13 protein-coding genes and 4 pseudogenes are annotated in these 13,122 nt (G+C 61.5%); 7 read left to right on the top strand and 10 right to left on the bottom strand.

Annotated features, from left to right (window positions below; all coding sequences use genetic code 11):
* Positions 1 to 82 precede the first annotated feature (82 nt).
* The 4 genes from DCN14_RS38330 to istA (DCN14_RS37265) all read right to left on the bottom strand — a co-directional run bounded on the left by DCN14_RS38330 (position 83) and on the right by istA (DCN14_RS37265) (position 3,052).
* The gene (locus DCN14_RS38330) at positions 83 to 241 is read right to left on the bottom strand and encodes a hypothetical protein (protein ID WP_162826291.1); all 159 of its coding nucleotides are present in this window, start codon (positions 239 to 241) and stop codon (positions 83 to 85) included.
* 191 nt (positions 242 to 432) lie between these two features.
* Positions 433 to 744 (bottom strand): hypothetical protein, encoded by a 312-nt coding sequence (locus tag DCN14_RS37255; protein WP_096509064.1) that lies wholly within the window; start codon positions 742 to 744, stop codon positions 433 to 435.
* Positions 741 to 1,574, bottom strand: a complete 834-nt coding sequence (gene istB, locus DCN14_RS37260) for an IS21-like element helper ATPase IstB (protein ID WP_115531504.1) — start codon at positions 1,572 to 1,574, stop codon at positions 741 to 743. The genes DCN14_RS37255 and istB overlap by 4 nt, the downstream gene beginning before the upstream one ends.
* Complete coding sequence (gene istA, locus DCN14_RS37265) at positions 1,571 to 3,052, bottom strand: IS21 family transposase (protein WP_096509060.1); 1,482 nt, start codon at positions 3,050 to 3,052, stop codon at positions 1,571 to 1,573. Before istA (DCN14_RS37265) ends, istB begins: the two co-directional genes overlap by 4 nt.
* A 191-nt stretch (positions 3,053 to 3,243) precedes the next feature.
* On the opposite strand from istA (DCN14_RS37265), the pseudogene DCN14_RS38960 reads away from it, so the two are divergent.
* From DCN14_RS38960 to DCN14_RS37300, 7 genes and pseudogenes are all read left to right on the top strand, one after another.
* Positions 3,244 to 3,342, top strand: a pseudogene (locus tag DCN14_RS38960) (TniQ family protein); the annotation flags it as partial.
* Between the two features lie 83 nt (positions 3,343 to 3,425).
* On the top strand, positions 3,426 to 4,448 hold the full coding sequence (gene istA / locus DCN14_RS37275; RefSeq protein ID WP_011875632.1) for an IS21 family transposase: 1,023 nt from the start codon (positions 3,426 to 3,428) through the stop codon (positions 4,446 to 4,448).
* A pseudogene (locus DCN14_RS37280) lies at positions 4,445 to 4,807 on the top strand (ATP-binding protein); the annotation flags it as partial. The gene istA (DCN14_RS37275) and the pseudogene DCN14_RS37280, both read left to right, overlap by 4 nt.
* A gap of 430 nt (positions 4,808 to 5,237) precedes the next feature.
* The gene (locus DCN14_RS37285; protein WP_011875602.1) at positions 5,238 to 6,599 is read left to right on the top strand and encodes an IS110 family transposase; all 1,362 of its coding nucleotides are present in this window, start codon (positions 5,238 to 5,240) and stop codon (positions 6,597 to 6,599) included.
* Positions 6,600 to 6,640: 41 nt separating this feature from the next.
* A pseudogene (locus tag DCN14_RS37290) lies at positions 6,641 to 7,087 on the top strand (ATP-binding protein); the annotation flags it as partial.
* A 76-nt stretch (positions 7,088 to 7,163) separates the two neighbouring features.
* Positions 7,164 to 7,868: pseudogene (locus DCN14_RS37295) on the top strand (TniQ family protein); the annotation flags it as partial.
* 60 nt (positions 7,869 to 7,928) lie between these two features.
* Positions 7,929 to 8,543, top strand: a complete 615-nt coding sequence (locus DCN14_RS37300; protein WP_011875630.1) for a recombinase family protein — start codon at positions 7,929 to 7,931, stop codon at positions 8,541 to 8,543.
* 66 nt (positions 8,544 to 8,609) lie between these two features.
* On the opposite strand, the gene DCN14_RS37305 is transcribed toward DCN14_RS37300, so the two are convergent.
* From DCN14_RS37305 to DCN14_RS37330, 6 genes are read right to left on the bottom strand one after another with little or no spacing between them, the layout of a single operon-like run.
* The gene (locus DCN14_RS37305) at positions 8,610 to 9,041 is read right to left on the bottom strand and encodes an EamA family transporter (protein WP_021161961.1); all 432 of its coding nucleotides are present in this window, start codon (positions 9,039 to 9,041) and stop codon (positions 8,610 to 8,612) included.
* Between the two features lie 28 nt (positions 9,042 to 9,069).
* Positions 9,070 to 10,422 (bottom strand): ATP-binding protein, encoded by a 1,353-nt coding sequence (locus DCN14_RS37310; protein WP_011875627.1) that lies wholly within the window; start codon positions 10,420 to 10,422, stop codon positions 9,070 to 9,072.
* Positions 10,398 to 11,063, bottom strand: coding sequence for a response regulator transcription factor (locus DCN14_RS37315; protein WP_011875626.1), 666 nt, complete (start codon positions 11,061 to 11,063; stop codon positions 10,398 to 10,400). The genes DCN14_RS37310 and DCN14_RS37315 overlap by 25 nt, the downstream gene beginning before the upstream one ends.
* Positions 11,064 to 11,085: 22 nt before the next feature.
* Positions 11,086 to 11,844, bottom strand: a complete 759-nt coding sequence (locus DCN14_RS37320; protein WP_011875625.1) for a membrane protein — start codon at positions 11,842 to 11,844, stop codon at positions 11,086 to 11,088.
* 9 nt (positions 11,845 to 11,853) lie between these two features.
* Positions 11,854 to 12,303 carry a hypothetical protein gene (locus DCN14_RS37325; protein WP_011875624.1) on the bottom strand — a complete coding sequence of 150 codons (450 nt, stop codon included), beginning with the start codon at positions 12,301 to 12,303 and terminating at the stop codon, positions 11,854 to 11,856.
* A 29-nt stretch (positions 12,304 to 12,332) separates the two neighbouring features.
* Complete coding sequence (locus DCN14_RS37330) at positions 12,333 to 13,115, bottom strand: membrane protein (protein ID WP_005797951.1); 783 nt, start codon at positions 13,113 to 13,115, stop codon at positions 12,333 to 12,335.
* Between the last annotated feature and the right edge of the window lie 7 nt (positions 13,116 to 13,122).

A 13,122-nucleotide genomic window follows, 5' to 3' on the forward strand; every position in this document is an offset into this window, starting at 1 on the left:
TGGATGAGAGACGCGCGACAATCAGGATGAGAATGTCGCGGCGGGGTTGATGATGCCGATGTTGATTGGCGCTGACAAGCGTTTATTGATTGACGCGCAGTTTTTGATTGACGCTGGCGCGCGTGTGCCGCGCGACAATCAGGATGAGAACGGCGCCCGAGCCGGTGAGGACGATTGCGTAATGCGTGGCGATGGCCTGGAGCACACGCTTTACGCTGTCGCGTTTGATCTCGATGAGCATCGTGGAACGTCGCCGGCGTCCAATGCCGCCAAGCCGTCGCCGGGCAGAGCCTGCAGCGTTACGCTGCAGGCATTCTGTGCCGCGCGACAATCAGGATGAGAATGCTGCGGCGAGGTTGATGATGTCGATGTTGATTGACGCTGGCGAGCGTTGCCTGCCTGCCGCGCGTCAATCAGGATGAGAACAGCGCGTCAGTCGGTGAGATCGATTGCGTAACGCGTGACGATGGCCTGGAGCACACGCCTTACGCAGTGGCGTTTGCTCTCAATGAGCCTTGTCGAAGTGTCGCTGTTATCCAATGCCGCCAAGCCTTCGCCGAGCAGGGCCAGCATCGTAACGCGTGACGCGCAGGCTTCCTCACCAATGGCGTCTATAACGGCCCGTTTGCGGCGTAAGCGGTATGCGCGTTGCCGTTGTGCGGCCGTGCGTGCGATGGGCTTCGTCGTCGAACTATCGGATGTATCGTCACGCGTTACGAGCTGCAGATGTGCGTTGTGCTTCATTGCTGATCCTCCGGGCGCGGCGGCACGCCGACGTTGTTTGGTGTCGCGATACTGGCCGGGCGTCCCGGTCCCTGCTGCTTGCGCTCCAGGGCGGTACGCCTACGGTAGCTTTCGACGTTCAGTTCAAAGATCGTCGAGTGATGGACCAGCCGGTCGACGGCGGCTACCGTCATGGCCCGGTCGGGGAAGATACGGTCCCATTCGCCAAATGGTTGATTTGCAGTTAGCAAAAGAGAACGGTGCTCATACCTGGCGCTGATGAGCTCGAACAGCACCGACGTCTCGGCCTGATCCTTGCTGACGTATGCAAAGTCGTCCAGAATAAGGAGATCGAATCGATCCAGCCGGTTGATGGCGGACTCCAGCGACAGCTCGCGGCGTGCGACCTGCAACCGCTGCACGAGGTCGGTGGTACGGGCGAACAGGACCTTCCAGCCGTTCTCCAGCAGGCTCAGTCCAATGGCCGACGACAAGTGCGACTTGCCGCCTCCGGACGGCCCCAGAAGAATCAGGTTGGCGCCGTTGCGCAGCCAGCCGTCGCCAGCGCAAAGCGCCGAGACGTGCGCTCTCGACACCATCGGCACCGCGTCGAAATCGAAGTTCTCCAGCGTCTTGCCCGGCAGCAGCCTGGCGTCCCTGAGGTGACGTTCGATGCGACGTCGATCGCGCTCGGCGATCTCGTGTTCGGCCAGCGCCATGAGCAGGCGCGCCGCGGGCCAGCCTTCCGTGTCGGAACGCTCGGCAAAGCTCGACCAGATCTGCTTGATGGCGGGCAGCCGCAAATCGTTGAGCAGCAGCGACAGGCGGGTGGCGTCGAATTCGTGATTCATGCTGCCACCTCCATTTGCAGGCCAAGCAGGGCCTCGTAGTCGCGCAACGAAGGCAGCTGGACGTTCACCTGCGGCAGGCTCGCGGGTTTCGCTTCGAAACGGGAACTCAGCGCGTGCAGATCGGGCAGTTGCCCGTCGGCCAGGCACTGCTCGAGTGCCTGCGCCAGTTGTGCCTCGCAGTTGCGCTCGTGGGCCAGGCTGAGCAGTTCAACCATGGTCTTGCATGCCGCACGCTCCGGCAGTTGCTCGCACAGGCGTTCGAAGGTCAATCGATAGGCCTCACGCGGAAAGACCTGATCGCGGTAGACCAGGTTGAGCAGCGCCATGGGCTTGCGGCGCAGCGCGTGGATGATGTGCCGGTAGTTGACGACGTGGCCGTGCTTGCCACTGGGACCCGGACGGCCGCGCTGCAGCGTCATCAGGGCGGTGCTGCCCAGGAACAGTTCCAGCCGGTCGTCATACAGCCGCACGCGCAGTCGATGACCGATCAGCCGGGACGGGACGGTATAGAACACCTTGCGCAGGACAAAGCCGCCGGTGGAGCTGACGTACACACGCGTTTGCTCGTAGTCCGTCGTGCGCTGCGGCGGCAGTGGCTGAAGCTGCGGGCGCTCGGCATCAATGCGCTTGCCATTGCGCGCGTTGATGCGACAGACGTGCTCGTCGATGAAGCGGCGATAGGTATCGAGGTCGTCGAAGTCTTTACTGCCGCGCAAAAGCAACGCATCACGCACCGCGTTCTTGAGGTGGCCGTGAGGGCTCTCGATGGAGCCGTTCTCATGGGCAACGCCGCGGTTGTTGCGCGTAGGCTGCATTCCGTAGTGAGCACAGAGCGCTTCGTAACGCGTGGTGAGATCGTCGCGCGCTTCGCGTTCCAGATTGCGGAACGCCGCCGACAGGCTGTCGCTGCGGTGCTCGCGCGGTGCGCCACCGAGCACCCACAACGCGTTCTGCAGCCCTTCGGCCAGCGCGACATAGCTCTCGCCGCCGAGGATGACGTGAGCGTGCTCAAAGCCCGAGCACGCCAGCCGGAAATGATACAGACGGTGGTCCAGCGCGACACCCGCCACGGTGACGCCCAGGCTGTCCATCTCGGTGAAGTCGGACAATCCGAGGCGACCGGGCTCGTGCACCTGGCGGAACATGACGTCACGCTCCTCGCCATGGAGTGCCCGCCAGTCGCGAATACGCCGCTCGAGCGTGCGACGCACGTTGCCCGGGAGGTCTGGATGGCGCCGAAGCATCTCGTCCAGTACGGCCACGGGCCGGATGCCGGGAGCGGACTGGAGCAGCGGGACGATCTCGGCGTCAAAGATTGCTGCCAGGGGATCAGCACGGCGACGCGTGCGTGGCGCCTTCTTCTTCGATGGCGGTCTTGGGTCCTGTTCGATGCGATAGGCAGTGGCGGCGCTGAACCCGGCGCGTGCGCCTGCCTTGGTCGGTTGTTCCTTGCTTCTGTACTTCATATAGAGCCTCATCTGGTGGTCGTTGACGTGACGCCCGGGCACCGTAGCCTCCCGTGAAATGGAAGGTTCCTTCATACCCGATCCACCGCGACCACCGACAAGGCTCCCCGACGACGGGGGGACTGTTCGGCGCGGCGTGGCGGCAGCGGTTTCCGGGCTACGCCCTCCACCGCTGCCGCCACGCCAGTTCTCATCCTGATTGACGCGCTGTTCTCATCTTGATTGACGCGCGATAGCTGCCCCTGATGCTGAGCTGCCCGCTGCATGGCTGCTGGCTGGAATCCTATTGGGGCGTGCCTGGGTGTCAGCGCCGAAGTAATACTGACCCCTGGCGCCGAGGTAAAACTGACCCCCTGGGCGATGATGGCGGCTTTTGGCCGCCAAGATGTTGACCCAGGAGCAATCATTGGAGATTCGAGTACTGGCCCGTCAGGGCCACGGCATCAAGGCGATCGCGCGAGAGTTGGGCGTGTCGCGCAACACAGTCAGGCGATACCTGCGCGGTGAGGCGACGCCTCCCAGCTACGGCCCGAGGGCTGCGCGGCCACGCAAGCTGGACCCGTACACGCAGTACCTGCGAGATCGCATCGAGGCGGCCCATCCGCACTGGATTCCGGCGACGGTTCTTCTGCGCGAGATCCGTGAACACGGTTACACGGGCGGCATTAGTCAGTTGAAGGCGTTTCTGGCGCCGTTGAAGGTTCGTCCCGCCGAGCCTGTGGTGCGGTTCGAGACCCCACCCGGCAAGCAGATGCAGGCCGACTTCACGACGATACGGCGAGGCCGCCATCCGCTGAAGGCCTTCGTCGCCACGCTGGGCTACAGCCGCGCCACCTTCGTGCTATTTTCCGAGAGAGAAGACAGCCCGGCTTGGCTACGCGGCTTACGTGAAGCATTTGTTTATTTCGGCGGCGTGCCCGAAGAGGTTCTTTTCGACAACGCCGGTACGGTCGTCACCGAACGCGATGCATACGGCCAGGGTCAACATCGCTGGCACCCAGCACTTGCCTCGTTGGCCGATGAGTTTGGCTTTCGTCCCAGGCTGTGTCGACCCTATCGAGCCAGAACCAAGGGCAAGGTCGAACGGTTCAACGGCTATCTGAAGAGCAGCTTCGTCACCCCGTTGGCTGCGACGCTGAAGACGGCCGGCCTGCTCCTCGATGTCGATACGGCCAATGCCCATATCGGCCGCTGGTTGGCAGAGGTGGCGCAGCAACGCATCCACGGCACGACGGGTGAGAAGCCCGAAGTGCGCCTTGCTCACGAGCGACATAGTTTGATGAGCCTGCCCAGGGCGTTCGCTACGCCGCCGGCCGTTACCGTAAAAACTGCAGATATGGTGATTCCGCACGAGAGCCTGCAGCACCCGCTGTCGGTGTACGGCGCCTTACTGGAGCATGCCGCATGAACCTGCAGCACGCACGCATCGCCGAGCTCTGCATCCAGCTCAAGCTCGAGCGCATCGCGGCCGACTGGGCCCACCTCGCACAGCAAAGCGCCGACGAGCAAGCAAGTTTCGCCGATTTCCTGGAGAAGATCCTGAGCGGCGAACACCAGGCAAAACTGGAGCGCAGCCGCTCGACCTTACTGAAGATGGCAACGCTGCCAGCAGTCAAGACGCTGGAGCAATACGACTTCGCCTTCGCCAGCGGCGCACCCCGCGCGCAGATCCAGGAACTGGCCAACCTGGCATTCATCGACCGTGCCGAGAACATCGTCTTGCTCGGACCCTCCGGCGTGGGCAAGAGCCAGGTATCTATAGCAGTGCGGGGTTGACGCCGAGGGGCAAGTCGATGATAGGGCTTCAGGGCGCCTCGACGAAGTGATCGCGGGTCGACCTTCGCACCGTCGAATTCGATAGCTTCTTGTCTGAATCGGGGTGCAGGACGTACGCCGAGGGGCAAGAGTATGAGGCCGAGCTTCTGTCGCTTCTGACTCGCCGTTCAACTCCGCCCGCTCGCTCGCTGGTACTCTTGCCTGCGGGCACCGGACCCGGCGACCTTAAGAACGTGGGAGAGCCCGCAAAGTTCGTCCCGACGATGTGAAGCCCATGGTTGCGGGGTTCGGGCTGGCGCAGGCAAGAGTAACGAGATGGTGGCGCATGAATCTGCGAGTTTCAAGCGGCCACGAATGAAACACCTGGCAGTGCTGCCCAGCGACGAGCCCTCTGATTCGTTGATAAGGAGAACAATAACTCATGGCTTCTATCAGCAATGCACCCGTGCGTCACCGGACCGTCGGCATCGATCTGGCAATAAGTGCAGTTCAGGTCGCGCAGATCTTCGATGATGGACGTGCAATTGGCAAACCGATCCGCTTCCGTTTGACGTCAACCGACCTCAGGCGTTTCGTGTCAGCCATCAAGAGCGGCGTCGGCGCCGATACGCCGATCACAGCCGTGATGGAGCCAACCGGCATGGCATGGTTTCCGGTGGCCAACTGGCTGCAGCGTGCCGGAATCAAAGTCATTCGGGTCAAGGGTCAGCGCGTGAAGGCGTTACGCAAATACCTCAGCGAGCATGCCAAGACCGACGCGGCCGATGCACATGTATTGGGCGCAATACCCGGCTTTGGTGGCCGTGGCCTCGACCCAGTTCATGTGCCAGGGCCCGAGCAACATTCACTACAACGACTGACCAAACAGCGTCACCGCTATCAGGAGCTAGTGTGTTCCGCGCGGCGCCGCGTTCTTGACCTCATCCGCTGGGCGTGCCCGGCGCTTGAGCCTGTGTTGCCCGATACGGTCACGCAACTCACGCTAGCAATTCTCGGCGAGCTGTTGGATCCGCGCAAGGTCGTAGCCATGCGACGCGATGTGCTCGCCCGATTCCTGTCACAACACGCCTCAGGGAATCATCCCAAGAGCGGCCCCTTCATCGATTCGCTGGTCGAGAAACTTAAGGCAGCGGCCGAAGAGACCATTGAGCTCCACGGCGATAGCGTCGATTTCACCGCTTTGCAATTCGAGGTGGCGCAAGAAGTCGAACATTTGCGACTGTGGGATCGCCACGTCCGCGCGATCGAGCGTGAAGTGGAGCAGATCTATCAGCGGGTGCATCCGTCCGATGCGCTTCGATCTATTCCTGGCATAGGGGCGACCTTGGCTCCGCTGCTCATCGGCGTACTCGGCTACGCGAAACGCTTCCGTAACGAAGATCACATACGCGGATTCTGCGGTATGTTTCCTACCAGAAGTTCGTCCGGTGGTATAGAGAAGCCCGGTCAAAGGCTGACAAAGAGTGGTAGTGATCGCGTCAAGCGGGCGCTGTACATCGCTGCGGACGTTGCACGAAAGATCGATCCAGATCTTGCCGCCGTGTACTGGCGTCTTATGGTGAACAAAGGGCATCACCACAAGCAAGCCATCTGCGCAGTTGCGACGCGCTTGATCAACCGGATCTATCGCGTGTTGAAGACCGGCGAGCCGTACGTGCTTCGAGATCAGGAAGGTAACTCGATTTCCGTCCAAGAGGGCAAACGTATCGTTGCTGCGCAATTCAAAGTGCCGCTCGAGGTCCGCCAGTCTCGCCGCAACCAGCCTATGCCCGAACCGGCGTAGAGCCCTGCTCCGAAGCCGCGAACATGCGTTGACAGTCGGTACGAGATCACGTGGCAATTGCCCTGGCATATCGCGCCACCATGGCTGGCGTGAAGACCCGCTTCATCAGTGCCGCCGATCTCATCCTGCAGCTGAACGCGGCACATCGGCAAGGACAGCTCAAGCAGTACTTCAATCGAGCCGTGCTTGGCCCACGTCTGCTCGTCATCGACGAGATCGGCTACCTGCCCTTCGGGCGCGATGAAGCAAATCTGTTCTTCCAGGTGGTCGCCAAGCGCTACGAGCGAGGCAGCATCATCTTGACCAGCAACCTGCCCTTCCCTCAATGGGCCAGCGCCTTCGCCGACGACCAGACGCTCACGGCAGCCATGCTCGACCGCCTTCTGCATCACGCTCACATCGTGCAGATCAGTGGCGAAAGCTATCGGCTCAAGGACAAGCGCAAAGCCGGCAACAGCCCGGCTCGGGCTCGGACTGCTGCCCAATAACCCTTCAACCCCAGGGGGTCAAATTTACTTCGGCGCGAGCGCCGACAAAGGGGTCAGTTTTCAACCGGCGTTGACACCTGGGCGGTTTCTCGGCTGGGAGAACGCCGACACTGCGTCGCGCACCGCCAGCGACGCGATTGCAGTGATGGACCGGCGTACCTGGCAGGCACTGACGACCGGCCATGTGGAACTGCCGTGCCGACGCATCCACGCTGGATTGTGGTTTCGACTGCTACGCACGCTGCTCGATGAGCTGAACACCCCGCTTTCGGCGTGCGGAACCTACGCGGGGTATCTCCGCCAAGTCTGGCAAGGCTGCGGGCATCCGCTGCGTGCTGGGCAAAGTCTGTGGCGACCGTATGAAACCCTGAACCCGGCAATACGGTTGCAGATGCTGGAGGCGGCGGCAACGGCAATCAGCTTGATCGAGGTGAGGGATATCAGCCCGCCAGGCGAGCATGCAAAGCTGTTCTGGTCCGAGCTCCAAACCGGGTTCACCAGTGGTCTGCCGGCGAAACCGCCGAAGCCCGAACCCGTCAATCATTGGCAACGGGCGGTCCAAGCTATCAGTGAGGCGATCATTGAAGCCCGGCACGACCCCGAGACGGCACGCTCGCTGTTCGCGTTGGCTTCCTATGGTCGGCGCGATCCCGCTTCCCTGGAACAGTTGCGCGCCACCTTTGCAAAGGAAGGCATTCCCCCGGAATTTCTGTCACATTACGAGGCTGATGGACCCTTTGCATGTCTTAGACAGAATGACGGGTTAAGTGACAAATTTTGACGACCAGAACTTTCCGGTGCACACTGTCACATAATCGAACGTATATGTGACAGGTGAAACATGCTGATTGGCTACATGCGGGTATCGAAGGCGGATGGCTCCCAAGCCACCGACTTGCAGCGCGACGCGCTGATTGCTAACGGCGTCGATCCGGCCCATCTCTATGAGGATCAGGCGTCCGGCAAGCGCGAGGACCGACCCGGCCTGGTGTCTTGCCTGAAAGCGCTGCGGCCCGGCGACACGCTGGTGGTGTGGAAACTGGATCGCCTCGGGCGCGACCTGCGCCACCTGATCAACACCGTGCACGACATGACCGGCCGTGGCATCGGTCTGAAAGTGTTGACTGGGCACGGCGCAGCCATTGACACCACGACGGCCGCCGGCAAGTTGGTCTTTGGCATCTTCGCCGCGTTGGCCGAGTTCGAGCGCGAACTGATTGCCGAGCGCACGATTGCAGGATTGGCTTCGGCGAGGGCGCGCGGTAGAAAGGGCGGCCGGCCCTTCAAGATGACTGCCGCCAAGTTGCGGCTGGCGATGGCCGCTATGGGGCAGCCCGAAACCAAGGTCGGCGATCTATGTCAGGAACTGGGCATCACACGGCAGACCTTGTATCGGCACATTTCGCCGAAGGGCGAGTTGCGCCTTGATGGCGAGAAACTGCTCAGTCAAGTTTGATGGCAGGACAGCGGTTACTGTAGACGAATCGTGACGACTGGTTGAGTCAGTATGTGCTACCTGTTATCACTTGAACGCCAATAACAGAACGCCTCCGGCGACCATCGAAATGCCGGACCACTCCCTCAGTGACGGGCGTTCGCCCAAAAAGGCGAAAGCAAATACCGCCACCAGGACAAGACTGAGTTTATCCACTGGCGCAACCTTGGATGCATCGCCAATCTTGAGTGCGCGGAAGTAGCAGACCCACGATGCCCCTGTTGCCAAGCCGGACAGCCCGAGGAAAAGCCATGTCTTGGGTGATAACTCCAAGGGGTTGGCCCATTTCCCCGTGTACGCAACAAACGCCGACAGGACGACGATGATGATGGCCGTGCGGATCAAGGTGGCCAGATCGGAATCAACTCCCTGAATGCCAACCTTGGCAAAAATAGCCGTCAGTGCTGCAAAGATAGCGGACAGCAAAGCCCAATAAAACCACCCCGCCGAATTAATCATTTAGCCTGCCTCCGCGTTTCTCAAACCCCTACCGCATGGGAGCGATAACGGCAACATTTAAGCCAGTTTGCTTCTCTTGGTCTGAGAAGTCGAGGCGGATTTCAGCACCGATGCGATTGGCAATCGTCTGGACAATGGATAGTCCCAGACCCGAGCCGATCTGCTCGCTCCCCAGCGTGCGGTAGAAGGGATCAAACACTCGATCCCGTTCAGCCAACGGAATGCCAGGCCCACTGTCCTGAATACGTAGTACGACCTTCCCTTCCGAAACACCCACAGAAAGATCAACACGCCCTCCCTCTGGCGTGTAGCGGATGGCGTTATCGACCAGGTTCTTGACCACAGCGATCATGTCCAGCTCGCTTGCCCACACTTCGGCGTCCAGCGTGCCTTCGACACCAATGTCGATGTGCTTGGCCTCGGCCAGCGGCATCAGGTCTTCCAGCACGCGGCGGTAGATGCTCTGGACAGATACAGGCGACTTCGGCAGGTCGGTGGCCGACTGCGCCTTGGCCAAGGTCAAGAGTTGATCGAGCAGGCTGCGGCCGCGCTCGATCCCTTGGCGCAAAACCGTCAGCCGTTCGCGCGCCACGCTGGACATTTCCGCTTCCGCGAGCCGTTCTGCTTGCAGCGACATGGCTGTCAGCGGCGAACGTAGCTCGTGCGCGGCATCCGCGACAAAGCGGCGCTGAGATTCCATCGACTGGCCGACACGAGCGAGCAGGCGATTGATCGCCACGGCAAACGGACGTACCTCGACCGGAAGGTGGCGGTCTTCGACGGGATGCAGTTCCTGCTCTGCCCGCTGGTCTATTTCCTTGGACAGCGCCGCGATGGGCTGGAACATCTTGCGCACCAGGTCAGCAACGATCAACAGCAGCACCGGCACGAGAATCAAGAAAGGCATCACCGTGCGCAGTGCCCCGTCGCGGGCAATTTCATTGCGGAAGCCGGACTCCTGAGCCACAGCAATGCGTTCGCCGCTCGCTGTGGTCTTGACCAGCACGCGAAACGTCTCGCCACCAACTTCCAGCGTGTGCAATCCATCTGCCAAGGTCGCCGGGAGCGGGAGCACGCCTCCTGCGTCCACGCCTACCGTAGAGGGACTGACCTCACCCAAGCGCTGGACGATCACGCGCGACTCTTCATCGACATCCTTGAGACGGATATCGGTGGTTGGCACGGCAGGCAACAAGCGCTGACGATCCATGAGCTGCGCCACCTGGCGCAATACATCGTCCTGTAGTTCGTGGGCTTCATCGAAGGCGGACAGGAACGAGAAGACGCCCGCCACAACGGCCACCACGAGGATGGCCAGCGACAAGGTGAAGGACAGCTTGAGCTGCACCGATTCGTTCAAGCGCCTTTTGAGACCATCCATCCGACCCCCCTGACGTTCTTGATGACCTCGCCACCGAGCTTGCGCCGCAGTGCGTGGATCAGATATTCGACGGCATTGCTTTCGACCTCTTCCCCCCAGCCATAGATGCGATCCTCCAGTTCGCTGCGCGAAAGGATGGCACCAGGCCGAACCAGCAAGGCTTGCAGTAGCGAGAACTCGCGGTTGGACAGTTGCACTTGGGGGCCATCATTGGCACAAGCCTCTTTGGTGGCCGGGTCGAGCGTCACCACGCCGTTGCTGAGCACTGGTGCTGCCGTGCCACCTTTGCGCCTCAGGACGGCGCGCATCCGGGCCAGTAGTTCCGCCATCTGAAAGGGCTTGGACACGTAGTCGTCGGCCCCGCCATCCAGGCCGCGCAGACGGTCATCCAGACCATCGCGAGCCGTGATGATGAGCAGGGGAATCGGGTTGTCCTTGGCTCGGATGCTGGCCAGCACCTCCAGCCCATCCTTGCCGGGCAGACCGAGGTCGAGTAGCACCAGGTCGTAGTGCTGGCAGCCCAGCGTGGTGAGCGCCGTCTGCCCATCCTTCACCCAGTCGGCGGCGTAGGACGCATCCTTCAATGCGCCCTGGATCGCGTCACCGATCATGGGATCGTCTTCGACCAGCAATACCCGCACTCACCCTCCCTTCAATTGTTGTTCAATGCGCCGTCCTGGCGGCTCGCTGCCTGAACAGCAGGATTGCCACCACTATGAAGGTGAGCAGCGCGGCCGACGCTGAATAGCGGCTCAGCGCCAAGCCGCCCGCGCTCACCGGCTTGTCCAGAAAATCGCCGACCACGGCACCTAGCGGACGCGTCAGGATGAACGCCGCCCAGAACAGCAGCGTGCGGGACACGCTCGTCCAGTAGTAGGCTGCCACGACCAGCGCGAGCAGCCCGCCGAACACGACGGCCGCACCCGTGTATCCCAGGCCCGCCGTATCAGCCGTCCAGTCGCCCAGCGCGGTGCCCAGCGTCTGGGAGAACATAATCGTCAACCAGTAAAAGGCTTCCGCCTTGGGCGAGCTGACCGTGCTTACCGACACGGAGCCAAGGGTGCGATGCCAGACGAAGAGAGAGCCAAGCAGCAAGGCCAGCAGCAAGCTCGAACCGCCAGCGTACCCGATTCCGAGCGATCGGTCCGCGAAATCGGCCAGCGTCGTGCCGACCGTGGTTGTCGCGATGATGGTCGTCCAGTACAGGAAGGGGTGGAAGTCCTTGGCCTTGACCTGCGCGACCACGGCAGCCAGGAAGATCGCCGCGAAGATGGCTGTACCGACCAGGTAGCCCAGGTTCATGGACATCGAAACCGCATCACCGCCAGTTTCACCGAGCGTCGTGGCGGCAATCTTGATGAGCCAGAAGCCCAGCGTAACTTCGGGCACCTTGGCCAAAGCGTGTTCAGTGGATGTTTTCATGGGGCGCGCTCACTTTCCTTCGAGCGTGTTAAAGGTTTTCAGCAGGGCATCCATCGCAGCCTTGCAGTCAGCCTGGCTTGGCGTGTCTGCGCGAAGCGCCGCAAGCGACTTGTCGATGGCCTTGTCGAGCAGATGCCAGTCATCTGCCGCGCGCGGTTTGAGTCCGGCTTCGGCCGAGTCCCATGCGACTTCCAAGTCCTTGATGCGTGACTTGGCAGCAGGCAGATCGCCCTTGTCAACAGTGGCGGCGACATCGGTGGCGATGCTGCGGAAGGCCGACAGGTCGCCCAGCTTGGAGGCAGTTTTGCCTTGCGAGGCCGAGACAGTCTGGGCCGGTGTAGTTGATGCTGTGCTTGCGTTGTTCTGATCGGCAGATTTGGAACAACCAGCCGCGAGGGCCAAGAGCACGGCGGCCGAAATGGCGGCAACAGGGCGAGCGATTGAGTGCTTTATGAGCATGTTTTTCTCCTTGTGTAGAGCGAAGATGGTTATTCGACGAGCTGGGCCGAGCGGCGTCCATTCATGCCGATCTGCGCGACGGCCACCAGCATGACGATCACCGTGAGGAACAAGGCGCTTGTCCACATGGCACCCATGCCAAGGCCGCCATAGGTCTTGGCCTGAGTCAGCAAGTCGCCGAGTGCGGCCCCGAAGGGGCGGGTCAATATGTAGGCGATCCAGAAGGTCAGAACGGCGTTGCCGCCCATGCGCCAGGCGGTATAGGTGATGCCAATCAGCACACCGAACGCCACCGCGCCCCAGGTAAAGCCCAAGCCCAATGCCTCGGTCGCCAAATCGCCAGCAGCCGTGCCCAGCGCGAACGTGCAGAGGATGGCAGCCCAATAGAACAGCTCCCGGCTGCGCGTCACAATGTCGTGAATGGACAGGGTGCGCTCGATCCGATACCAGACGAAGAAGATCGCGGCGAGCGCAACGGCGAACGCCGAGGTGCTGATGTACAGGCTGACGCCAAGGCCATCGGTCAGCAGATCGGTGATCTGGGTGCCGACCACGCTGACCAGTACCACCGTCAGCCAGTAAATCCAAGGGGTATAGCGTCGGGTGCGCAACTGCATGAACAAGGCGGCCGCCAACAGGGCAGCCATGACGGTTCGAGTCACGCCTTGCCCCCACCCTGCGTTGACCGCCAGGAAATCGGCTCCCGTCTCGCCCACCGTGGTGGACATGATCTTGATGATCCAGAACGACAGCGCGACTTCCGGGACTTTATTGAGCCAGCCAGTGGTGCTGCTCGTGGGCAATTTGTTCATGGTGTTC

Origin of the sequence: Burkholderia sp. IDO3 (assembly GCF_003366075.1) — a bacterium.
Taxonomy (GTDB): domain Bacteria; phylum Pseudomonadota; class Gammaproteobacteria; order Burkholderiales; family Burkholderiaceae; genus Burkholderia; species Burkholderia anthina.